The sequence below is a fragment of the Bradyrhizobium sp. ERR14 genome, assembly GCF_014198235.1.
In the GTDB taxonomy this organism is placed as follows: domain Bacteria; phylum Pseudomonadota; class Alphaproteobacteria; order Rhizobiales; family Xanthobacteraceae; genus Bradyrhizobium.
Window position 1 is genome coordinate 359616 of record NZ_JACIHD010000002.1, and the last position, 23827, is coordinate 383442.

The window sequence follows — 23827 nt, forward strand, 5'->3', positions numbered from 1 at the left end:
TCTTGCGTCGCGTGATCAAGCTGCAGATGTCTCACTCCGCCACCCCCTTTCGATTTACCGAAGCAGCTAGCGCGGCTTCTCTAGTAGACGCAGCCTGTGCCAAATTCAGGATATCTCGCCATCCATTATTCATGCGCGTTGCGCGCTCGCGAACGAAAAAAGAACAAGAAGCAAACCAAACCTCTAAGCATTGGGGGCCCGAGATCGGTCGCGCTAGGCGACTTTCCGTGGATAAGGTGTCCGGATCCGTCAGGTCAATCCTGCGGGGCTGTGATATTTTCAAGCAAACGCGGTTGGAAGCTATGGCGGGCCCCAAAGAACTTCTAGCAAATGCGGAGCGGCTAATTTCAGACGCGACGCATCTGTGCGAGCACGGTCGAACACGCTCTGCTGCGACGCTGATAGTCGTCGCACTCGAACAAATGGGGGCATTCGTCGAGATCCTTACACGTCGCACCTATCCGAATGCTGATGTTCAAATGGGATTATTTGGCTCCAAGTCCAACAGCCACGCAAGACGGCAAGACGTCTTAGCGGGGCACGTATTTAACTTCGCCATGGCACAGTTCGCAGCGCGTTGTTTATCAGAAGGCTATATTGCTGAGCACGGCAGCATGAACGCTGCCAATTTCATTCCTTGGTTGTTACAGTTGAAGAATTACAGTCTCACGGAAAAGCAACAGGAGGCGCAAGGACGCTGTCCCGATCTCGCCACTGCTCACCTGCTGTTACATCTCACACGAACCAATTTCCTCAAGCACCTAAGGGAATACGGTCTCTACGAAGACGTCGAGCGGACTTTTTCAGAGGCCGAGATCGCCGAGACGATCGAACTTGGGGCGAAGGTGCGCGTCATCCTTGAAAGGTCTCACGTTGTGCCGGAGCCTCCGAAGATAGCGGGGATCAACATGCCAATGGGCTTAGTTCTCGACCCGTAATCCGATTGCTATGCAGCAACTTTGTCTTGCCGCATTGCAAGCCACGGCAGCGGGATACGACGATAGCCGAAGGAAGCCGCGCACATGAAGGCCGATTTGATCGTGATGACCTCGCACCGGCCGGCGATGCGCACCTATTTCCTCGGCTCCAACGCGGGGCATGTGGTGCGCTACGCGAAGTGCTTGGTGCTGGTGGTGAGGCATTAAGGATCGTCATAGCCCGGTCTCGTAGGGTGGGTTAGCCGTGCGGACTGCGCGAAGCGCTGACCGCTCGGCGTAACCCACCACTTTAATATCCGCGGCGGCAGAAAGGTGGGTTACGCTTGGGGACCGCGCTTCGCGCAGCCCGGGGCCAACCCACCCTACTCGTCTACAATCCCTTGCGTTTCTACAATCCCTTGTGTGGCCCGACGGGCAAAACACCCAATTGGTCGGTCAATCCGCGCCGTCGAAAATATTCCACTTTACCGAAATTCGGAAATGACGTATGTGTCGAGCGACCCGGCCCAAGGAAGAGGGGCGTATCGCGATCGTCACGAACGCGGGCCGGGCGGCGGTGGACGCAGGTGACATCGGCGCGAAGGGTTTTGCAGGGCAGGTAACTGTGAGCAAAGACCTCGCGCACACGACCGGTGTGATTCTAGCGTACGGCAAAATCGTGTGGTCCTGACGCCCGGGGCCTGTGCGTCAAGTGTTGCGGTGATGGGTGTCGTCCAACCGGACGCATCCGTCAGCCATCCGCAAGGCGACGGGGGCAATAGTGCAACGCTCCCCGGGGAGAGCACGACATAAGCCGTAAAACCACTGCGCAGGGAAGGCCGGGATGTCCTGGCTACACCTGTATGCCGCTGTGCAGCTTCTTGTTACGCAGATTTCGCACAGTGGACCGCGGGTGCCAGCCGGCGCCCGGTCTTCCCTGCGCCCTCTTTCAATTGAGGGCGAAGCGATGAAGCACAGCTCGGGCGAGATGAGCCGCGAGGATGCGAAGCTGTGTCTGTTGTTCGAAAATGAATCGATACATGCCGCGACCACCAAGCCATCCCCGTCACCCCCGCGCAACGGCGAAGCCGTTGTCGCTGGAGGTGCGCGCACTGCGGCGCGACAGCGTCGCAGTGCAAGCCTCGAAGGGCGACGGCCCGGCTGCATCTCGGCCACTCATCCTTCGAGGCTCAGCATGCGATGCGTTCGCATCGCATGCCTCGCACCTCAGGATGACGGGACAGATAGTGTCGATGCGGAAAGAGTCGGGATGGCTTGAGTTAGAACTGTTCGCCAAACACCGCTCTCGTGCCCCGGACGCGGCGCAGCGCCTCTTCGGCGGTGCGCTGCAGAGCCGGGGCCCATGTATCAGCGACTGCGCGGCTTCCTGGGTCCCGGCTCTGCGCAGCAACGCTTGCGCGTTGCGGCGCGTCCGGGACACGGGAGGCTCACAGATACCGCGTCAGCTCGGCCTTGACCTGCCCGTAGACGGCGTCCTCGATCTGGCTGCGCGTGATCCCGATGTCGCGCAGGGCGCGGTCGTCGAGCTCGTTCAAGGTCTTGACCGCGGAGCGGCGCTCGAGGCGGTTGAACAGCGCATAGGCGCCTTGGGCGAGCGTTGCAAAAAATCCGCCCGTCGAGGATGGGCGTAAACTCCGCCCTGCAGTTTGCGAGATCGTGGTCATGTTTCTTCTCCGGCCTGGTGTCCCGCGCGGCGAAGCAGGTGCCGTTGGCGCCGACGCTGTCAGCGCCTGCACCTCATTTGCCGTCGGATTGCTCTCGCTCTCCTCGGCTCAATCGTGGAACTTGATGGAACTTAAATGCTCCAGTACACTGCTCGGAGCAAGTAAAACATTGCTCTCGGTGCAATAATGTCCAAGTTCGAGTACGTGAAGCTTGCCGATGCCATTGCCTCGGATATCTCTAACGGCACGTTAAGGCCCGGCGATCGGCTGCCGCCGCAGCGCAATTTTGCCTATGACCGCGGCATCGCGGTCTCGACCGCGAGCCGGGTTTATACGGAGTTGCTCCGCCGCGGGCTCGTCGTCGGCGAGGTCGGCCGCGGCACCTTCATCTCCGGCGACATCAGGCGCGAGGTCGAGGCATTGAGCGAGCCGCGCGATGCCCGGATCGATTTCGAGGTCAATTATCCCCTGCTGCCGCAGCAATGGGCGATGATCGCCAAGAGCCTTGCGGGGCTGGAGCGCGTCGACGCGCTCGAATCCGCGCTGCGCGTCTCGACCAGCACCGGCACCAAGAGCGCGCGCAATGCAGCCGCCGCCTATCTCGCGCGCAAGGATTTCGCGCCGCAGGCCGAGCAGATCGTCTTCACCGCCAACGGCAAGCAATCGCTCGCAGCCGCGCTCGCGGCGCTGGTGCCCACCGGCGGCCGCTGCGGTGTCGAGGCGCTGACCTACCCTTACGTCAAGAGCATCGCGGCGCGGCTCGGCATCACGCTGGTCCCGATTCCCATGGACGAATTCGGCGTACGTCCCGATGCGATCCAGAAAGCGCATCGCGAAGCGCACCTGTCGGCGCTGTATCTCCAGCCCATCATCCAGAACCCGCTCGGCGTCACCATGAACGCGACGCGCCGCGCCGACATCATGCGCGTCGCCGAAAAGCTCGACCTCACCATCATCGAGGACGCCGTCTACGGCTTCCTCGCCGACGACACGCCGCTGGCTGCGCTCGGCCCGGAGCGTTGCATCGTGCTCGACAGCCTGTCCAAGAAGGTCGCGCCGGGCCTTGCGCTCGGCATCCTGGTGGCGCCGCCGCATTTGCGCGAAAGCGTGATGAGCGCGGTGCGCACCGGCGGCTGGATCGCATCGGGCCATGCGCTGGCGGCCGGGCAGCGGCTGATGGCCGACGGCACCGTCGCGGAATTGACGCGGCTGAAACGCATCGACGCGGCGCGCCGGCAGCAGACCGCGGCAAGGCTGCTGGCCGGCTACCAGCATGCCGCCGATCCGCGCTCCTATCATCTCTGGCTGACGCTGCCGCCACACTGGCGCTCGCAGACCTTCGTCGCGGCCGCGGCCCGGCGCGGCATCGCGCTGACGCCCTCCTCCACCTTCGCGATCGCCCACGGCCATGCACCGAACGCGGTGCGCCTCGCCCTCGCCCCGCCCACCTTCGAGCAGCTCGATTCCGGCCTGCGCACGATCGTCTCGCTGCTCGGCACCAAGGAGGAGGATTTCGACTCGACGGAGTAGCGATCAGTCTAAGGCAGCAAGGCCTTCGGCACCTGATCGAAGCTGTATCGCTGCGGCTGGTTGCGCCGCACGAAGCCGCCGACCTGCCAGGCGAACAGCGCGGCAAAGCCGAGGATGAAAAGCGCGCCGGCGAACTCGCCGCTCACGAGGGCGCGGATCAACAGGCCCGCCATCGCCACCGTCAGCACCGCCAGGAATGCCAGCACCGCGGCATAGGCGGTGCGGCCGAGCCCTGCCGTCAGCACCGCGCGGCTGCCCGCCTTCGCCATCCGCGCGTGCAGCGCGAGGATGAACGCGCGAAAGCCGTTGTCCTGCGGCGCCATCAGCGCCGCGGTCTGCCAGCTCGTCGACAGGATCGCGATGCGGCGGCCGCTGCTGTGAGTGACGTCGGCGCGAAAGCGGTGCTGCTGCATCGACACCGGGCGGAATGACAGCCGGATCGCGCTGATCTCGTCGTAAGGCCAGAGCGAGGTGCGGCCGCCGATGTGCCAGGACAGCCCCTGCTCCGTCAGCTCGAAGCGATGCGCCGAGCCGATCAGCGACGCCTTGTAAGCATAGCTCGTGACCGGCGTGGCCTCAGCTTCCGACCCCTGCATCCCGACAATCAACCTCGTCCGCGCCATCCAGCCCGCGATCCGCTTGCGCGATCGCCCTCGCCCATCCTACAAGCGAGGCATGGCTGAGACGACCTTTTTTCCGCGCCGCCTGATTCTCGGCGCCGCCGTGATATCCGGCGTGCTGCTCGCGCTCGCGGTGCACATGCTGGGCGCGCGCTATGGGCTCGACCTCGGCGGTCTCTGGCGCTCCGACACGCATGAGTTCATCCCGGCGGGCGCGGCGATCGCGTGGTGGCTGATCGCGACCGTCGGCTTCTCCGGCGGCTATTTCACCGCGACGTTGATGCAGAGCGCCGTCTCCGGCCAGATCCCGCAACGGATGCGGCAGTTCCTGATCGCGGTCGGCGTGCTGCTGCTCGCGGGTGCCGGCCAGGTGGCCTCGGCGCCGAGCCCGATCCCGACCGTCGCGGGCGTGCTGGCCGGGCTCGCCGCGCTGTGCCTCGGCGCCGTCATGGCATTTTGCGGCGCGCATTTCGCATTGCGCCGAGGCTAGAGCATGATCCGGAAAAGTGCGAAGCGGTTTTCCGAATAGATCATGCTCAAACAATAGTCTCCCTCAAGCCGAGGCCAGCAGCCGCGGGCGGTTGAGCATCACCGCCACGTCGGAGGCGGGCCGCGGCTTGCTGAACAGATAGCCCTGCGCCTGGGTGCAGCCTTCGCGCCTGAGCAGCTCGAGCTGCGTGTCGTTCTCAACGCCTTCCGCGGTGGTGACGATGCCGAGGCTGCGGCCGAGCCCGGTCACGGCGCGGATGATCGCCATGGAATCCTCGCGCGTCGCCAGCTCCGACACGAAGGAGCGGTCGATCTTGATCTTGTCGAACGGAAAGCTGCGCAGATAGCTCAGCGACGAATAGCCGGTGCCGAAATCGTCCAGCGAGATGCGCACGCCCATGGCGCGCAGTTCGTGCAACGTGGTCAGCGTCGCCTCGCTGTTCTGCAGCAGCACGGATTCGGTGATCTCGAGCTCGAGACGGCGCGCGTCGAGTCCCGAGGCGGCGAGCGCCGCGATAACGGATGCGATCAGGTTCGGATTCTTGAACTGCACCGGCGACAGGTTGACGGCGAGGTCGACATCATCAGGCCAGCTCGCCGCATCAATGCAGGCCGAGCGCAGCACGAATTCACCGAGCTGGACGATCAGTCCGGTCTCCTCGGCCAGCGGGATGAAGTCGATGGGTGCGATCAGGCCACGCTGCGGATGGTTCCAGCGCAGCAGCGCCTCGAAGGCGACGACGCGGCCGCTGGCGACGTCGCGGATCGGCTGGTAATACACCTCGAACTCGTCGCGCTGCACCGCCGCGCGCAGGTCCATTTCCAGGAGGCGCCGCGCCTGCGCGCGCGCGTCCATGCCGGTCTCGAAGAAGCGGTAGGTGCCGCGGCCGTCCGCCTTGGCGCGGTAGAGCGCGAGGTCGGCGTTCTTCAACAATTCGCTCGGATCGCTGCCGTCCTGCGGCGACAGCGAGATGCCGATCGAGACGCCGATCACGATCTGATGGTCGTCGATCTCGTAGGGCGCCGAGATGACCTCGACGAGGCGGCCCGCAAGCGATCTCGCAGCGGTTTCCTCGGACCGACCGATCTGGACCACGGCGAACTCGTCGCCGCCCAGTCGCGCCACGGTGTCGCCCTCGCCGACGGCGGCCGTCAGCCTGCGGCCGACCTCCTTCAGCAACGCATCGCCGATGGGATGACCGAGCGAGTCGTTGATGTCCTTGAAGTGATCGAGATCGAGACAAAGCACCGCGAGCTGATCGCCCGACCTGGTGCGCCGCAGTCCCTGCTCGAGCTGCTCGTGGAACAGCACGCGGTTCGGCAGGCTGGTCAGCGCGTCATGGCGCGCCATGTGCGAGATCTTGGCCTGCGCCTCGAGCCATTCGGTGATGTCCTCGAAGGTCGCGACCCAGCCGCCGCCCTGCATCGGCTGGTTGACCACCCGGATGGAGCGGCCGAACCGGCTGACGATGTCGGTCGTGGTGCGCCCCTCGCGCGCGTCGGCGACGAGGCGGGCGAAGAATTGATCCGCATCGCCCTGCCACTGGCCCTTGGCCTGCTCCTCCCTGAGCACGTCGACCAGCAGGCGGCCGGTCAGCGCAATGTCGGTGCGACGGAGCATGGCGGCATAGCGCTCGTTGAACAGCATGATCTTGCCGTCTGCATCGAACATGCACAGACCCTGCGACATGTTCTCGAGCGCCGTATCCAGCACCATTTGCTGGGCGCCCAGTTCGCCCTTGGCGCGGCGGTCGAGCAGCGCAGCCACCAGCGCGATCGCGATGATCGCGACCGCGGCGCTGGCCGTGAGGAAGGACAGCGAGGCCGGCGGGATCGACAGGCCGCCGATCGCGAGCGTCGGATCAGGCGTCAGCAGCACCGCGCCCATGGCGGTGAAATGATGCGCGACGATGGCGACGGTCAGCAGGACCGTCGCGGTCAGCGCATGGAACAGGTCGTCGCGCCGCGCGGCCACGAACAGTGCAAGTGCCGCAAAGACGATTCCTGATAGCACCGAAACGGCGACCGTGCTTCCGATCCAGTCCACGCGCGCCGGTAGCTCCAGCGCCGCCATGCCGGTGTAATGCATCGCCGCGACCCCGGTGCCGACGATGGCACCGCCGAGGGCGATCCACACCGCCCGCGAGGACGATACGGCGATGCTCAGCCCCACGAAGGTCACGGAGATCGCAAAGATCAAGGACAGGATCGTCACCGGGATATTGTAGGCGCCGGCGCCGCCCGGCCCGTAGGCGAGCATTGCGATGAAATGCGTCGCCCAGATGCCGCAGCCGCTGACGGCGGCGTCGAGGCCGAGCCAGGCCAGGCGTCCGACACCGTTGGTCGCGCGCGCCCGGTGGAACAGGCTGATCGCCGCCGCGCTGGCGAGCAGACACACCGCGCCGCCTAGCGCGACGAGCCGCCAATCGTGCTCTTCGGTGAGACAGTAGAGAACTTGATACATCGCGGGCCCCTATTGACCCGCAGTTGAACCAACAGAGGTGGACAGGTGGTAACTGGCTACGCGCCTGTTGCGGCAATGGTGAACGGAAGATGTGCCCATTCACTCGGATTGTTCATCCTCGCGCCGGCGCACCGAGGCCGATCGCGACGGCAGCGAGCAGCAGGACGGATGCGGACACGACCAGCGACAGATGCAGCCCCGCCATGAACGCCCCCTCCGCGGCCACCAGCGAGCCGAACAGCGCGACGCCGAGGACGCTGCCGGTTTGCCGCGTCGCGTTCAGGACGCCGGCCGCGATGCCGGAGCGCGCCTTGTCGACGCTGCCCAGCAAGGTCGAGGTCAGCGGCGGAACCAGCAGCCCAAGTCCGCCGCTGATCGCGATCATCTGCGCGCAGATCATCCAATAGCTCGTATCAGCCGCGATCCACAGCAGACCGAGACAGCCGAGCGCCGACGCGCTGGCACCGACCACGATGGTCGGGCACGGGCCGATGCGCTCGGCGAGGTGCGGCGCCAGCAGATTGACCGGCAGCACCGCCGCCATCATCGGCACGAAGGCAAGCCCGGTCCACCACGCCGACAACCCGTTGATCCGCTGGAAATACAGGCTGAGCACGAAGATGAGGCCGTAGATCGCGATATTGACGAGCAGGCCGACCAGCGAGGTCAGCGCGAACAGCCTCTGGCGGAACAGCGACAGCGGCAGCATCGGCTGCGCCGCGCGGCTCTCGCGCCAGATGAAGAGCGCGGCGAGACCTGCGCCACCGACAAAGGCTGCGATCACGGCCGGATGATCCCACCCGAGCGCACCGCCTTCGATGATGGCGCCCGCCAGCGCCCCCAATGCGCCGATCGCGGCAAGCTGGCCGGGCAGATCGATCTCCCGCGAGCGGGCCCGCGTGGTTTCGCTGGCGTAGCGCCAGCTCAGCCACAGGCCGGCGAGCCCGATCGGCAGATTGACCAGGAAAATCGCGCGCCAGCCGACCAGCGTGATCAGCGCACCGCCGACAAAGGGGCCCGCGGTGAGCGCAAGGCTCGCGCCGGCAGCCCAGACCGCGACGGCACGGCCGCGCGCTCGCTCGTCCGGATAGGCATGATTGAGCAGCGCGAGGGAATTCGGCACCAGGATCGCCGCCGCCAGCCCCTGCACCAGCCGCGCCGCGATCAGCACGGCGGCATTGGGCGACAGCGCGCAGGCGAACGAGGCCGCGGTGAAGATGGCGAACCCCGCCATAAAGACGCGCTTGGCGCCGATGCGGTCGCCGAGCGCGCCTGCCGTCAGGATGAAGGCGGCAAACGCGATGGTGTAGGCGCTGACCACCCATTGCAGTTCGGCGACACCGCCGCCGAGCGTCCGGCCCATCGCATGGAGCGCGGTGTTGACGATGGTGACGTCGAGCTGCACCACGCCGTAGCCGAGGCTCATCGCGGCCAGCGTGAGCGAGGTCGCAAGAGGCGAAGCGGCGCGCGACGCGCCGGTCCTGTCCTGAAAGATTTCATGTTTGATGGTGGTGGCTCGCATGCTGCACCTCGATTGCAGCCCCATGCGAAATATACGCTCTCATTGCGCAGTCATGTTTCGATAATGGACGAAGGATGGATGCTGCGAGCACTCGCCTTACAAGCGGTGTCGTGACCGACGCATGCGGGGATTCCAGTACGCCGCGGCTTCTCCGTATCCCATTATTGACTCTGGAATACTGGATCGCCCGCCCCTGTGCGCAATCGCGCACTAGGCGGGCGATGACAGAGCATATGTGGCGAGAGCGCCGCACGGATAGCCGCGCGGCGCGCCCGTCGCTTTACCTTCATCAGCTCGCCGCGCGCAGATTGACCTTGCTCTCGGCGAGCGTGGTCAGCTTTTTGTCGGTCGCCTTCTCCTCCTCAAGCGTCTTGGCGAGCACGGTCGCGCAGTCATTGCGGCCGAGCTGCTTGGCCCAGGCGATCAAGCTGCCGTAGCGTACGATCTCGTAATGTTCGGCGGCCTGCGCCGCGTTGATCAGGGCGGCATCGAGCACCGCCTTGTCGGCGACCTCGCCGGCGGTCTCGTCGGCCTCCTCAATGAGGCCGTCGATCGCCGGACAATCGACCGCCTTCACGGGGACGCCGTGCATCTTGAACACTTCTTCGAGCCGCGCGACGTGCTGCTTGGTTTCTTCAAGGTGCGTCAAAAAGCCCTGCTTCAGCTGCGGATCGGTGGCCTTACTGGCCATCTTCGGCAGCGCCTTGGTCAGCTGCTGCTCGGCGTAATAGATGTCCTGGAGCTGGTGCACGAACAGGTCGTTCATGGTCTTGATGTCTTTTGTGAACAGTCCCATCGTTCCGTCCTCTTCGGTTTTGTGGAACACGAAGGCAGCGGCTTGCACGAAAAGCCGCTTATTCCGCCATGTTCGGTTGCTGATGGGGCCCAACGGACACGCGGCATCGACGTTCCAAAAAGACCCGGATGGCTTGCGCTGGAACAATGCGAACGGCAGCGGCATCTGAAATGGTGTCGGCATACGAAACGCGCGGGCCGAGCCGGTTTCACGACTCATATGCTTAACGCGCCGCAGATGTGAACCGCGTATGACAAAAGTGACCGGTCCGACGCAGAACCAATTGTTGTCAAGGGCTGCACAAGCCGGTGTTTTTGCCTTAAATGAGCTGGATCATGCCCCGCGATCGATGCCTGCTTTTGGCCGTGATCGTACCCGACTGGCCAATGTCTGGCCTGGTCGGTCTTGCCCCCCGCCGGGAGGATGAATGCACGGACTGCTGCCCGCGCTGCAACGCGGCTTCAAGAGATGGATCGGCTGGCGACGGCTTGGAGTAGCCGCGAGCGTCTTCATCATCGCCTTCGCGATCACCTCGCTGGTGCAAACCCTCAAGGGCATCGATACCGGGGTCATCCTGACCGCGTTAACCGAGATTCCCCGCGGGAGCATCGGGCTGGCGGCGATCTGCGTGTTCTTTGCGTTCTGTACGCTGACCTTCTACGATTTTTTTGCACTGCGAACGATCGGCAAGAAGCACGTGCCGTACCGCATTGCGGCGCTCTCCAGCTTCACGTCCTATTCGATCGGCCACAACATCGGCGCCACGGTCTTCACCGGCGGCGCGATCCGCTTCCGGATCTATTCGGACTACGGGCTGAACGCGATCGACGTCGCCAAGATCTGCTTCCTGTCGGGCCTGACCTTCTGGCTCGGTAACATCTTCGTGCTCTCGATCGGCATGGCGATCCATCCGGATGCGGCGTCCTCGATGGATCAGCTCCCCTCCTCGATCAATCGGCTGATCGCGCTCGGCGGCCTCGCCTCGATCGGTGCCTATCTGGTCTGGCTCTGCATGGGCGAGAAGCGGCGCGAGCTCGGCCAGAAGGGCTGGAAGGTGGTGCTGCCGTCGGCGCCGCTGACGCTGGTCCAGATCCTGATCGGGGTGGTCGATCTCGGCTTCTGCGCCACGGCGATGTACCTGCTGATGCCGGCCAATCCGCCGATCGACTTCATGTCGCTGGCGGTGGTGTTCATCCTGGCGACGCTGCTCGGCTTCGCCAGCCATGCCCCCGGCTCGATCGGCGTGTTCGATGCCGCCATGCTGCTGGCGCTGCCCGAATTCGGCCGCGAGCAACTTCTGGCGACGCTGCTGGTGTTCCGCCTTCTCTATTTCGTGATCCCGTTCGGCCTCGCCATCTCGATCATGGGCACGCGCGAGCTCTGGATGAACGTGGTCGAGCCCTGGCAGGAGCGGCGGCGGCTGGCGGAGGCCTGCGCGCAGGCCAATCTGCCCAAGCAGGTGACGCCGATGGAGCGCGAGCGGATACTGCGCCAGGCCAACAAGCGGTAGGCCACGATCTGGACCCGGCGGGGTTGCGGGCGGCGGAGCAATGCTCTCTTATTTCCGCCTCAACTTTGCCGTTGAAGACGCGGGCCATGATCCCTGTATTCCTTCGTACCCTTTCCGCAGGCGCCCTGTTGCTTGCCGGGATTCTGACGGCCATGCCGCCCGAGCGCGCTAGCGCTCAGGACACCGGCGCCCTGCAGATCAATTGGGAGGTGCGTAACCGCTTCCGGCTGTTCCGCGAGGAGCGCGACTTCCTGCTCCATGTCGAGAACGCCCGCAACCGCAGCATCCTGGCCGCCGAGCAATCGCTGGAGCTCCAGAGCGAAGGCCGCGGCTGGGCCCGCAACATGGTCAACCGGCTCTGCATCGACCTCCAGGGCCGGGTCAACCAGCCCTGCACCCGCGACAACACCAAGGAAAACTACCTCACCCCGATCGATCACCCCGTCACCGTCCGCCTCGTTGGCGCGGTGCCGGTCGGCGCCACCTGCGCCTGGTCGTTCGACGACGGCGACGGGCCACAACAATCGACCTTCGACTGCGCCGAGCCGATCAATTTGCGCGTCCGCTACGGCAAGCAGACGGTCGCGACCGTCGACGTCTCCTCCGGCTCCGATCCGACCCAGCGCGTCCAGACCGAGATCCAGGTCCGCGACATCTTCGTCGCCGGCCTCGGGGACAGCATCGCCTCCGGCGAAGGCAATCCGGACCGGCCGCTGGCGCTGTCGGACGAAGGGTTTTGCTTCCGCTCCTATCTGGGCACCGCCGGCGCGCAGTACTACCGGCCGAGCCGCCACGGCTTCAAAGGCGGCCGCGCCTGCGAGGCGCCGGACACGCTGGCCAACTGGCAGCGCTACAGCGCGCTCTGGTTCAACTCGCCCTGCCACCGCTCGCTCTACAGCTACCAGACGCGCACCGCCCTCGCACTCGCGGTGCGCTACACCCACATCGCAGTGACCTACCTGCCGCTCGCCTGCACCGGTGCCAGCATCGGCGACGGCCTGCTCGGCTCGCAGCGCGCCCGCGAATGCCCGCCCGGCAAGACCGGTGTCTGCAACACCAGCGTGAACGCGCAAGTCGCCGAATTGCGCGAGGCGCTCACCGCCGCGAAGAAGCGCCAGCCCGACCGCACGCTCGACCTCGTGCTGCTCTCTGTCGGCGCCAACGACGTCTATTTCTCCGGTCTCGTTGCCGACGTGATCGTCGAGACCGCGACCGAGCGCGCGCTGTTCCGCCGCTCCGGCGTGATGGCGAGCGTCGACGATTCCCGCGATGCGCTGGCGCGCGAACTGCCGCAGAACTTCGTCAAGCTGCGCGAGGCGCTCAAGCCGCTGGTCGGCGGCGACCTCTCGCATGTCGTCTATGTCTCCTACGCCAACCCCGCGCTCGCCGACGGCGGCGTGCCCTGCCGCGGCGGCCGGGCCGGCTTCGACATCCATCCGGCCTTCAACGCCGATCCGCAGCGTCTTGCCCGCGTCTCGACCTTCGTCGACACCGAGTTCTTGCCGCAGCTGAAGGGGCTCGCCACCTGCACCCGCGGCGCGCTGTGCCGCGATCCAGAAGCCGACCGCATGACCTTCGTCGATGCGCATCAGGCGGCGTTCGCCGATCACGGCTTCTGCGCCCATTCCGGCAACGACCCCGAATTCGACCGCAGCTGCTTTGCCGAGAACGGCCAGAGCTTCAATCCAGACATCGTGAGCGCGGCGAGCCAGCCGATGCTGTGCGGCCGCGGCGCCTCGGAATACCGCGCCTATTTGCCCCGCGCGCGCTGGATCCGTGACGCCAATGACAGCTATTTTGCCGCGATGACCTATCCGCAGGGATTGCCGGCGGCGAGCCAGCCGACCGACATTCACGACGCCACCTGGGGCGTGCTCTCCGCCGTTTATGGCGGCGCGGTGCATCCGAGCGCGGAAGGGCATGCGGCGATGGCGGATGCGGCGCTGCCGGCCGCGAGCGCCGTGCTCGGGCTCGATGCCGTGCCGCCGGGCGTCACGCGCGGATTTCTGCCGCAGCTGTTGCCGAGCGCAAAGCAGTAGCGCGCGCGAAGACTCCTTTTTGCGAGTCGTAGCCCGGATGAGCGCAGCGACATCCGGAGCCATCTCCCCGCATATCGCTTCGCTCATGCGGGCTACGCGCAACGTCCACGCACCTCGGTGTCGCAGCCCGGCTTGACCGGGCGATCCAGTACGACGCGACGGCAGTCTTGAATCGAGGCTGCGGCGTACTGGATTCCCCGCCTTCGCGCGGAACGACAGCGGAGTGCTTGGTGCTCGCACATTCACTCCGCGCCAGCATCGTTCCCCGCTACCTGCCGTTTCATCAATCCAAAAACGGTATCGATCGATACCCCCTTGAGCTTGGACACTTTGCCGCGCGCGCCTCTAGGAGTCGGATCGAGGAAACATTTCGACTTGAGGAGGCGCCTGATGAGCGCAGTGGTGTCCGCAGCGGACGTGAGAAGGTCTCGCGTCAGGCTGTTCATCGTGACCATGTTGTTCCTGGTCACCACCGTCAATTATGCCGACCGCGCCACGCTGTCGATCGCAGGCCCCGCGCTGTCCAAGGAGCTGCATCTCGATCCCGTCGCCATGGGCTGGATCTTCTCGGCGTTCGGCTGGTCCTATGTCGCGGCGCAGGTCCCGGGCGGCTGGCTGCTCGACCGCTATGGCTCGCGCCTCGTCTATGCCTTCAGCATCATCATCTGGTCGCTGTTCACGCTGATGCAGGGCTGGGTCGGCTTCCTCAGCGCCGGCACGGCTGTTGTCGTGCTGTTCGCGCTCCGCCTCCTTGTCGGCGTCGCGGAAGCGCCCTCCTTCCCCGCCAACGCCCGCATCGTCGCGGCGTGGTTTCCGGGCAACGAGCGCGGCACCGCGTCGGCCTTCTTCAATTCGGGACAGTATTTCGCCACCGTGATCTTCGCGCCGCTGATGGGCTGGATCGCACATGCCTATGGCTGGCGCTTCGTGTTCTTCGTGATGGGCGCGCTCGGCATCGTCATGGGCTTCGTCTGGCTCAAGACCATTTACGGCCCGAAGGAGCATCCTTCGATCAACGAAGCCGAGTTCGACTACATCAAGGAAGGCGGCGCGCTGGTCGATCTCGACGCGCCCAAGAATGATCAGTTGCGCGAGCGTGCGCAAGAGGCCGGCTCCGGCTGGGACCACATCCGCCAGTTGCTCTCCAACCGCATGATGCTCGGCGTCTATCTCGGCCAGTATTGCATCAACACGCTGACCTATTTCTTCCTGACTTGGTTCCCGGTCTACCTGGTCAAGGAGCGCGGCCTGTCGATCCTGCAAGCCGGCTTCGTCGCGACGCTGCCGGCGCTGTGCGGCTTCATCGGCGGCGTGCTCGGCGGCATCATTTCCGATGCGATCCTGCGCCGGACCGGCTCGCTGACCATGGCGCGCAAGATCCCGATCGTCGGCGGCATGCTGCTGTCGATGTCGATCATCGCCTGCAACTATGTCGACGGACAGGCGCTGGTGGTCGGCTTCATGGCGCTCGCCTTCTTCGGCAAGGGCATCGGTGCGCTCGGCTGGGCGGTCGTCTCCGACACCTCGCCAAAGGAAGCCGGCGGCGTCTCCGGTGGCCTGTTCAACACCTTCGGCAATCTCTCCTCGATCACCACGCCGATCGTGATCGGCTACATCCTCGCCGCGACCGGCTCGTTCAACGGCGCGCTGGTGTTCGTGGGCCTCAACGCGCTGGTGGCGGCGTTCGCCTATCTCGTCATCGTCGGCAAGATCGAGCGGGTGACGCTCAAACGTTCCTCCTGAGGGCTCCCGATGGGAGCTTGACCAGGCAACTCAACGGCGGCCCAAAAAGCCGCCGTCTTTGTTTTGGGGATGATCGATGCTAGAAGTACCGGGGAAACGCCTTATCCATCTAAGGCATGTATCGATGTTCGACCTCAACCAGCTCCGCTGTTTCGTCACGGTGGCGGAGGAACTGCATTTCGGCCGCGCCGCGACGCGGCTGAACATGACCCAGCCGCCACTGTCCCGGCAGATCCAGGTGCTCGAGCACATCATCGATGCGCCGCTGCTCGAGCGCACCAGCCGCTCGGTGCGCCTGACGCCGGCCGGGCGTAGCTTCCTGCCGGAGGCGCGGCGCATCCTCAAGCTCGCCGAAAGCGCCTCGCAAGTCGCCCGCCGCATCGCGCTCGGCAAGACCGGCTCGCTGAAGATCGGCTTCACCGCGGCAGCGGCCTATGGCTTCCTGCCCGAACTGGTCGCGGCCTGCCGCGCCAAACTGCCCGAGGTGGATTTCTCGCTGAAGGAGATGGTGTCGGGCGACCAGTTCGAGGCGCTGACGTCGGGCCAGATCGACGCCGGCCTGCTCAGGCCGCCGATCGCGCGGCCCGAGCTCACCAGCCGCCGCGTCGTCGCCGAGCCGCTGCTCGCCGCGATCCCGAAAAAGCATCCGCTGGCGAATGCCGACAGCATCACCATCAAGGATTTCGACGACCAGCCCTTCGTGATGTATTCGCCCTATGAGAGCCGCTACTTCCACGATCTCCTGGTGGCGCTTTTCACCCGTGCCGACGTGCTGCCGCGCTACGTCCAGCATCTCAGCCAGATCCACTCGATCCTCGCCATGGTGCGCGCCGGCCTCGGCCTTGCCATCGTGCCGGCGGCGGCGGCCAGCCTGAAGATTTCCGACGTGCGCCTGCGCCCGCTGAAGCTGCGCACGCGCGTCCCCGTCGAGCTGTTCATGGTCTGGCGCCGCGACGACGAGAATCCGCTGCTGTCGGCGCTGGTCAAAATCGCCGGCGAACTGGCCTCTGCGGAGCCCGCGGAAGATTGATGCTGATTTCGCATCGGTCGATATAGGCTTTGGCTTGGACCCGCATCGAACGGTCTCCTAAACCACGGCGCATGGACGCGCAGCCTTCTGCTTGCGTCCTCCACAACACGCAATGAGGGAGCCGCGCCCATGAGCAAGATGACCCCGCAGGAAATGGCCCAGAAGATCGGATCTGGCCTCCTGTCTTTCCCCGTCACGCCCTTCAAGGCTGACTACTCCTTCGACGAGGCGACCTATCGCGCCAACATGGACTGGCTGTGCGGCTATGATGTCGCAGGCCTGTTCGCCGCCGGCGGCACCGGCGAATTCTTCTCGCTGACGCCGACCGAGGTCCCTGAAGTCGTCAAGGTCGCCGTCGACGAGACCAAGGGCCGCGTGCCCGTGCTCGCCGGCACCGGCTATGGCACCGCGATCGCCCGCGAGATCGCAATCGGCGCGGAGAAGGCCGGCGCGGACGGCCTGCTGCTGCTGCCGCCCTACCTCACCCACTCCGAGCAGGAGGGCCTTGCCGCCCATGTCGAGGCGGTCTGCGCCGCCGTGAAGATCGGCGTCATCGTCTACAACCGCGACAACGCGATCCTGCAGCCCGACACGCTGGCGCGGCTGGCCGAGCGCTGCCCGAACCTCGTCGGCTACAAGGACGGCATCGGCGACATCGAGCTGATGACCCGCGTCTACACCAAGCTCGGCGATCGTCTCACCTATGTCGGCGGCCTGCCGACCGCCGAGACCTTCGCGCTGCCCTATCTCGACATGGGCGTGACGACCTATTCCTCGGCGGTGTTCAACTTCGTGCCGGAATTCGCCACCAACTTCTACGCCGCGGTGCGCAAGCGTGACCACGCCACAATCCAGGCCGGGCTGAAGGACTTCATCCTGCCGCTGATCGCGATCCGCAACCGCAAGAAGGGCTATGCCGTCTCGATCATCAAGGCCGGCATGAAGGTGATCGGCCGCGACTCCGGCCCGGTCCGCCCGCCGCTCACCGACCTCACCGAGCAGGAGATCGCGGAAGTGACCGCGCTGGTGAAGAATCTGCCCGCCATCCGATCGACACAACAAGCGGCAGAATAGGACGACAACAGCGAGGAGCGAGCGATGGCCCTGACCGATATCTCTGGCGCACCTGTCGTCACGGCGATGCAGGTGATCCCGGTCGCGGGCCGCGACAGCATGCTCCTCAATCTGAGCGGCGCGCATGCGCCGTTCTTCACCCGCAACATCGTCATCCTCACCGACAATGCCGGCCACACCGGCGTCGGCGAGGTGCCGGGCGGGCAGAAGATCTGGCAGACGCTCCAGGATGCCCGCGATCTCGTGATCGGCAAGACCGTCGGCGCGCTCAACAACATCCTCGCCGACGTCCGCACCGCCTTCGCCGACCGCGACGCCGGCGGCCGCGGCAAGCAGACTTTCGATCTTCGCGTCATGATCCACGCCGTCACCGCGATCGAATCCGCGCTGCTCGATCTGCTTGGCCAGCATCTCAACTTGCCCGTCGCCGCGCTGCTCGGCGAAGGCCAGCAACGCAAGAGCGTCGAGACGCTCGGCTATCTCTTCTTCGTCGGCGATCGCCGCAAGTCCAGGCTCGACTACGTCAGCGGCGAAACCGGCAAGGCGGAATGGTTCGACCTTCGCCATCAGGAAGCGATGACGCCGGAGACCGTGGTGCGGCTCGCGGAAGCCACCCACGACCATTACGGCTTCGCCGACTTCAAGCTGAAAGGTGGCGTGCTGCGCGGCGAGCAGGAGATCGAGGCCGTCACCGCGATCGCAAAGCGTTTTCCGAGCGCGCGCGTGACGCTCGACCCCAACGGCGCCTGGTCGCTCGACGAGGCAATCAGCCTCTGCAAGGACATGCACGGCATCCTCGCCTATGCCGAGGACCCCTGCGGCGCGGAAGGCGGCTTTTCCGGCCGCGAGATCATGGCCGAGTTCCGCCGCGCCACGGGCTTGCCGACCGCGACCAACATGATCGCCACCGACTGGCGGCAGCTCTCCCATGCGCTGCGCCTGGGCGCGGTGGACATTCCGCTGGCCGATCCCCATTTCTGGACCATGCAGGGCTCGGTGCGGGTGGCCCAAACCTGCCGTGACAACGGCCTGACCTGGGGCTCGCATTCCAACAACCATTTTGACATTTCGCTGGCCATGTTCACCCATGTCGGCGCCGCCGCCCCCGGCAAGGTCACCGCGATCGATACCCATTGGATCTGGCAGGACGGCCAGGCGCTCACCAGGGAGCCGCTCCGGATCAAGGGCGGCAAGATTGCCGTCCCGGACCGGCCGGGCCTGGGTATCGAAATCGACAGGGCCGCTATCGACGCGGCGCATGACCTCTACAAGCAGCATGGACTCGGTGCCCGCGATGACGCTATTGCCATGCAGGACCTGATCCCCGGCTGGACCTTTGACGACAAGCGTCCGTGCCTCGTGCGTTAAAATACTTCCTCGGAGGAAAAGATGACTGCGATCCTGAAGAACTTCATCGGCGGCGAATGGGTCGATGGCTCCGGCGTCACCAAGAACATCAACCCCTCCAACACCAACGACGTCGTCGGCGAATACGCCAAGGCCGACAAGGCCCAGACCGAGAAGGCGATCGCCGCCGCCAAGGCCGCCTTCCCCGCCTGGGCGCAGTCAACGCCGCAGGCACGCTTCGACGCGCTGAACAAGATTTCCCTCGAGATCCTCGCCCGCAAGGAAGAGCTCGGCCGCCTGCTCGCGCGCGAGGAAGGCAAGACGCTGCCTGAGGGCATCGGCGAGGTCGCGCGTGCCGGCCAGATCTTTGCGTTCTTCGCCGGCGAGGCGCTGCGCCTGATCGGCGAGAAGGGCGCCTCGGTGCGTCCCGGCCTCGACGTCGAGCTGACCCGCGAGCCGGTCGGCGTAATCGGCATGATCACGCCCTGGAATTTCCCGATCGCGATCCCCGCCTGGAAGATCGCGCCCGCGCTCTGCTACGGCAACACCGTGGTGTTCAAGCCGGCCGAGCTGGTGCCCGGCTCGGGCCACGCGCTGGCCGAGATCATCACACGCTCCGGTATTCCCGCCGGCGTGTTCAACCTCGTGGTCGGCTCCGGCTCCGTCGTCGGCCAGACCCTGCTCGACCACCCCGATGTGGCCGCGATCTCCTTCACCGGCTCGGTGCAAACCGGACGCAAGATCGCGCAGGCCTGCGTGCTCTCGAACCCGATGAAGAAGTTCCAGCTCGAGATGGGCGGCAAGAATCCGCTGGTCGTTCTCGACGACGCCGACCTCAAGACCGCCGTCGAAGTCGCCGTCAACGGCGCCTATTTCTCGACCGGCCAGCGCTGCACCGCCTCTTCCCGCCTGATCGTCACCGAAGGCATCCATGACCGCTTCGTCGCGGCGGTGGCCGAGCGCCTGAACGGGCTGTCGGTCGACGACGCGCTCAAGGCCGGCGTGCATATCGGCCCTGTCGTGGACCAGAGCCAGCTCGACCAGGACCTGCGCTACATCAAGATCGGCCAGGACGAGGGTGCCAAGCTGTCCTTCGGCGGCGAGCTGCTCAAGCGCGAGACGCCCGGCCACTACCTGCAGCCGGCGCTGTTCACCGAGGCCAACAACAACATGCGCATCGCGCGTGAGGAGATTTTTGGCCCGGTCGCCGCCGTCATCCGCGCCAAGAACTACGAGGAAGCGCTGGCGATCTCCAACGACACCGAGTTCGGCCTCGCTTCCGGCATCTGCACCACCAGCCTGAAATACGCCTCGCACTACAAGCGCAACAGCGAGTCCGGCATGGTGATGGTCAACCTGCCGACCGCCGGCGTCGACTATCACGTGCCGTTCGGCGGCCGGAAGGGCTCGAGCTACGGCGCCCGCGAGCAAGGCTCCTACGCGCGCGAGTTCTACACCACGGTGAAGACGGCTTATACGTTCCCGGGCTGATGCACGATCGTAGGGCGGGTTAGCAAAGCGTAACCCGCCTCCTATCTTCAGCATCGAAAGAAGTGGCGGGTTACGCCTTCGGCTAACCCGCCCTACAAGACGGAGTCCTCCCATGGACCAGGACGTCGCAGCGAAAGAGCAGCCCCGCTACATCAAGCTCAACGAGCGCGACAATGTCGCGATTGTGGTCAATGATTTCGGGCTTCCCGCCGGCTCCCGCTTTGCCAGCGGCCTGACGCTGCGCGCCTTCGTGCCGCAGGGGCACAAGACGGCGCTGGTCGACATCGCGCAAGATCAGCCGATCGTCCGGTATGGCGAGGTGATCGGCTACGCGCTCTCGCCGATCCTGGCCGGCGAATGGGTCGACGAGGCGCGCATTCGCATGCCGGATGCCCCCGACCTCGACAAGCTCGAAATCTCGACCGCCGTCCCCGCGCCGCTGCCGCCGCTCGAAGGCTTTACGTTCGAAGGTTATCGCAATCCGGACGGATCGGTCGGCACCAAGAACATCCTCGGCATCTCCTCCTCCGTGCAATGCGTCAAGGGCACGATGGAATACGCGGTGAAGCGCATCCGCGCCGAGCTGCTGCCGAAATACCCCAACGTCGACGACGTCGTGCCGCTGACGCACGCCTATGGCTGCGGCGTCGCGATCACCGCACCCGACGCGGTAGTGCCGATCCGCACGCTGCAGAACATCGCGCTGAACCCGAATTTCGGCGGCGAGATCCTGGTCGTCGGCCTTGGCTGCGAGAAGCTCGCACCGGAGCGGCTGGTGCCGGAGGGCGTCAGCGATGCCATCGTGCGCATGCAGGACGAAGCCTTCGACGGTTTCGGTGCGATCGTCGACGCGATCATGACCCAGGCGGAGGCGCGGCTGAAAATCCTCAACACGCGCACCCGCGAGACCTGCCCGGCGTCCGATCTGGTGATCGGCCTGCAATGCGGCGGCAGCGACGCGTTCTCCGGCGTCACCGCCAATCCTGCCGTCGGCTTCGCCGCGGACCTCCTGGTGCGCGCCGGCGCCACCGTGATGTTCTCGGAAGTGACCGAGGTGCGCGATGCCATCCAGCTGCTCACCCGCCGTGCCATCAACGCGGACGTCGGCCGCGCGCTGGTGCGCGAGATGGCCTGGTACGATTCCTATCTCGCGCGCGGCGGCGCCGATCGCAGCGCCAACACCACGCCCGGCAACAAGAAGGGCGGCCTCGCCAACATCGTCGAGAAGTCACTCGGCTCGATCGTCAAGTCCGGATCAAGCGCCATCACCGGCGTGCTCTCGCCCGGCGAGAAGGCGACGCAGAAGGGCATGCTGTTCGCGGCAACCCCCGCCTCCGATTTCATCTGCGGCACGCTCCAGCTCGCCTCCGGAATGACGCTGCAGGTGTTCACCACCGGCCGCGGCACGCCCTACGGCCTTGCGGCCGCACCCGTGATCAAGGTCGCGACCCGCAGCGAGCTTGCCCGCCGCTGGAAAGACCTGATCGACTTCGACGCAGGCCGCATCGCCACCGGCGAGAAGACCATCGAGGAGACCGGCTGGGACCTGTTCCGTCTCATCCTCGACGTCGCCTCCGGCCGCACCAAGCCATGGTCGGACCGCTGGGGCATCCACAACGATCTGACGCTGTTCAACCCCGCGCCGGTGACCTGAGGCCGCCAGCCGGCTTCACTGACCACCGATCAGGTGCATGTCATCGAGCGTGACAGGCAGGCTGCGCGTGATGAGATCCGCAATCGCCGCGCGCAGCCGTTCGCTCGAAGCCGGACCGTCAATTGTCCCGTCGATCGGCCCGCTGGGGCCTGCGATCCTCAGGGTCCCGGTGTTGTCGAGCGGCGCGGCCGCCCGCTTTTCGATCACGTCGAACGTCTTGCCGTCGATGACGCGGACCTCGTACAGCGCGTGGATCAGGCCGTAGTCCGCAAGCAGCGTCCGGTATTCGGCGAGCCCGACACCCTCGACGTTGCGGCCGTTGCCGAGTTTCGATCTCGCGCGGGTAATGACGATGTACGCATCGAGTCCCTGGGGCGTGACATCGGTGCGAACCAGCTCCTTGAACGGATCGCTCCGCAGCAGATTGACGGGCGTAACCGCCGAATCCCGGATCGCGGCGAACGCCGCGCGGGTGTAGTTGACGGCCTGAACGCGATAGCGTGCGCCCAGCAGCCTGGTCGCCTGCTGGACGATCAGCTCGTCCAGTCCCCATGCACTGATCGAGGCGCTTTGCCCGGTGGAGCCGAGCTTGGTAAGGCCTGCCTGTGAAAGGCTCATCTCCTCGCCGATGGCGGAGACGATGCCGACCGTCTTGATCGCCTGGAGCCGGCTCGCGCGGGTCTCGAACGCAGCGGCGGCGCCGAGGGCGACGCAAGCGGCTGCAAGGCCGAGCCATAGAAATGCAATGCGGCGCATGGCGGCTCATCGAATCCTGAAATCGAACGAATAGGACGCTCCGATGCCGACGGTGGTTTGGTTCGACGACCCCCGCAGCTTCACCAGCGGACTGTCCGCGGCGTCCCCGAGCAGCTTCTCGTATTCGACATAGGCGTGGACCTCCCATTGCGGATTGATGCGATAGGAGACCTGGCTGCCGAAGCCGACCGAGTGAGCGCCGCCTTTGGCGTTGTAGGTCGGCAATCCCGACGCCAGAGCCTGCGCGCCATCGACGCCGAAATACGGCGCGGTCGCGTTGGTGCTCTTCCAGGTGAAGCGCGGGCCGGCCGAGATCGTCAGCCTTTGAATCAGCGGCACGATGACGTCCGCGGAGATGTCGGCGACGGTGCCGGTATGGCCACCCATGCCCTGGCGCAATTCGCTGCGCAGGCGCAGCCAGTCGACCGGATAATATTCGACGAAGCCGCCGAGCTCATAGGCGGCCTTGACGTCGCCAAGGCCGGTCAGCTCGGCATATTTGTCGGACTTGCGCGAGGTGACGTATTTGAACGCAGGCCCTGCGCGAAAATTGCCGACGTCGAGCAGCGCGATGCTGGCGCTGTCGCGCGGGCCCCGAAACTGGTCGATCGATCCGGCGCGGCGGATGGAGAAGATCGGGATCGGCATGAGCTTGCCGTTCTTCGATCCGACGAAATCCGGTGTGTACTCACCACCGATGCCGACCATGACCGTCCAATTGCCGGAGGGCGAAGGCAGCATCGGCAGCTCGAACGGAGGCGCCGGCAGCGTGAACGCGGTCTGCGCCGATGCGGATTGAGGGATCGCCATGATCGCGCCGAGTGCGGCGAGCAAGGTGGTCGTGAGCCGCACATTCACCGTGAGGCGAAGAGCGGCGTCGTCAAAATGCTTCATTACGGGGGCCCCGGACCGGCCTTCCTGGCCTGGTCGACTCGTGTGGTTGGAGCTCCAGCATGTGGTCCGGCAAAATTGCCCCAAGATTGCAAGGCGACAACCACCGCCCCAAGATGCTCCCGGCGCGCACAAGGCGTGCGCCATCGAACCAACATTGCCCGAACATTGCCGGAAGGCACTCACGCGCCCAAACTTTGGCCGGCACTGCCGGTCACCCCACTCGCATCTGCCTTTTATTCGCCAAGCTCGCTGCCTTTATGGGAACC

The 23827-nt window shown here is 65.4% G+C and carries 18 protein-coding genes and 1 pseudogene; 12 read left to right on the top strand and 7 right to left on the bottom strand.

Annotation, left to right across the window (positions count from 1 at the left end):
- The first annotated feature begins 227 nt into the window (after positions 1-227).
- On the top strand, positions 228-938 hold the full coding sequence (locus GGD62_RS07960; RefSeq protein ID WP_183707882.1) for an AbiV family abortive infection protein: 711 nt from the start codon (positions 228-230) through the stop codon (positions 936-938).
- 69 nt (positions 939-1007) lie between these two features.
- Positions 1008-1145 (top strand): annotated as a pseudogene (locus tag GGD62_RS07965) (universal stress protein); the annotation flags it as partial.
- 1220 nt (positions 1146-2365) lie between these two features.
- Here GGD62_RS07965 and GGD62_RS07970 read toward each other — a convergent pair.
- The gene (locus GGD62_RS07970; RefSeq protein ID WP_026201826.1) at positions 2366-2602 is read right to left on the bottom strand and encodes a DUF1127 domain-containing protein; all 237 of its coding nucleotides are present in this window, start codon (positions 2600-2602) and stop codon (positions 2366-2368) included.
- Between the two features lie 186 nt (positions 2603-2788).
- Between GGD62_RS07970 and GGD62_RS07975 the strand changes: the two genes are divergently transcribed.
- Entirely contained in the window at positions 2789-4132 is a 1344-nt protein-coding gene (locus GGD62_RS07975; protein ID WP_183707884.1) for a PLP-dependent aminotransferase family protein, read from the top strand.
- A gap of 8 nt (positions 4133-4140) precedes the next feature.
- Here GGD62_RS07975 and GGD62_RS07980 read toward each other — a convergent pair whose 3' ends face one another.
- Entirely contained in the window at positions 4141-4728 is a 588-nt protein-coding gene (locus GGD62_RS07980; protein ID WP_183707886.1) for a hypothetical protein, read from the bottom strand.
- 79 nt (positions 4729-4807) lie between these two features.
- Between GGD62_RS07980 and GGD62_RS07985 the strand changes: the two genes are divergently transcribed.
- Entirely contained in the window at positions 4808-5242 is a 435-nt protein-coding gene (locus tag GGD62_RS07985) for a hypothetical protein (protein WP_018317328.1), read from the top strand.
- A gap of 63 nt (positions 5243-5305) precedes the next feature.
- Here GGD62_RS07985 and GGD62_RS07990 read toward each other — a convergent pair whose 3' ends face one another.
- The 3 genes from GGD62_RS07990 to GGD62_RS08000 all read right to left on the bottom strand — a co-directional run bounded on the left by GGD62_RS07990 (position 5306) and on the right by GGD62_RS08000 (position 10023).
- Positions 5306-7705 (bottom strand): EAL domain-containing protein, encoded by a 2400-nt coding sequence (locus GGD62_RS07990; protein WP_183707888.1) that lies wholly within the window; start codon positions 7703-7705, stop codon positions 5306-5308.
- Positions 7706-7817: 112 nt separating this feature from the next.
- Positions 7818-9227 carry an MFS transporter gene (locus tag GGD62_RS07995; protein ID WP_183707890.1) on the bottom strand — a complete coding sequence of 470 codons (1410 nt, stop codon included), beginning with the start codon at positions 9225-9227 and terminating at the stop codon, positions 7818-7820.
- A 289-nt stretch (positions 9228-9516) separates the two neighbouring features.
- Positions 9517-10023: a ferritin-like domain-containing protein gene (locus GGD62_RS08000; protein ID WP_183707892.1), complete on the bottom strand. Its 507-nt coding sequence runs from the start codon at positions 10021-10023 to the stop codon at positions 9517-9519.
- Positions 10024-10450: 427 nt separating this feature from the next.
- Between GGD62_RS08000 and GGD62_RS08005 the strand changes: the two genes are divergently transcribed.
- From GGD62_RS08005 to garD, 8 genes are all read left to right on the top strand, one after another.
- Positions 10451-11533 carry a YbhN family protein gene (locus GGD62_RS08005; protein WP_183707894.1) on the top strand — a complete coding sequence of 361 codons (1083 nt, stop codon included), beginning with the start codon at positions 10451-10453 and terminating at the stop codon, positions 11531-11533.
- Between the two features lie 86 nt (positions 11534-11619).
- A complete protein-coding gene (locus GGD62_RS08010) occupies positions 11620-13572 on the top strand; it encodes a hypothetical protein (protein WP_018317332.1) in 1953 nt (650 codons plus the stop codon).
- A 390-nt stretch (positions 13573-13962) separates the two neighbouring features.
- Entirely contained in the window at positions 13963-15315 is a 1353-nt protein-coding gene (locus tag GGD62_RS08015; RefSeq protein ID WP_183707896.1) for an MFS transporter, read from the top strand.
- Positions 15316-15439: 124 nt separating this feature from the next.
- Complete coding sequence (locus GGD62_RS08020; RefSeq protein WP_018317334.1) at positions 15440-16345, top strand: LysR substrate-binding domain-containing protein; 906 nt, start codon at positions 15440-15442, stop codon at positions 16343-16345.
- A 129-nt stretch (positions 16346-16474) separates the two neighbouring features.
- The gene (kdgD, locus tag GGD62_RS08025) at positions 16475-17419 is read left to right on the top strand and encodes a 5-dehydro-4-deoxyglucarate dehydratase (RefSeq protein ID WP_018317335.1); all 945 of its coding nucleotides are present in this window, start codon (positions 16475-16477) and stop codon (positions 17417-17419) included.
- A 24-nt stretch (positions 17420-17443) separates the two neighbouring features.
- The gene (gene gudD, locus GGD62_RS08030) at positions 17444-18787 is read left to right on the top strand and encodes a glucarate dehydratase (RefSeq protein ID WP_183707898.1); all 1344 of its coding nucleotides are present in this window, start codon (positions 17444-17446) and stop codon (positions 18785-18787) included.
- Positions 18788-18808: 21 nt separating this feature from the next.
- Positions 18809-20257 carry an aldehyde dehydrogenase family protein gene (locus GGD62_RS08035; RefSeq protein WP_183707899.1) on the top strand — a complete coding sequence of 483 codons (1449 nt, stop codon included), beginning with the start codon at positions 18809-18811 and terminating at the stop codon, positions 20255-20257.
- Between the two features lie 112 nt (positions 20258-20369).
- A complete protein-coding gene (gene garD, locus GGD62_RS08040) occupies positions 20370-21911 on the top strand; it encodes a galactarate dehydratase (RefSeq protein WP_018317338.1) in 1542 nt (513 codons plus the stop codon).
- Between the two features lie 15 nt (positions 21912-21926).
- Here garD and GGD62_RS08045 read toward each other — a convergent pair whose 3' ends face one another.
- Positions 21927-22667, bottom strand: coding sequence for a hypothetical protein (locus GGD62_RS08045; RefSeq protein WP_183707901.1), 741 nt, complete (start codon positions 22665-22667; stop codon positions 21927-21929).
- A gap of 6 nt (positions 22668-22673) precedes the next feature.
- Positions 22674-23561, bottom strand: coding sequence for a MipA/OmpV family protein (locus tag GGD62_RS08050; RefSeq protein WP_183707903.1), 888 nt, complete (start codon positions 23559-23561; stop codon positions 22674-22676).
- Between the last annotated feature and the right edge of the window lie 266 nt (positions 23562-23827).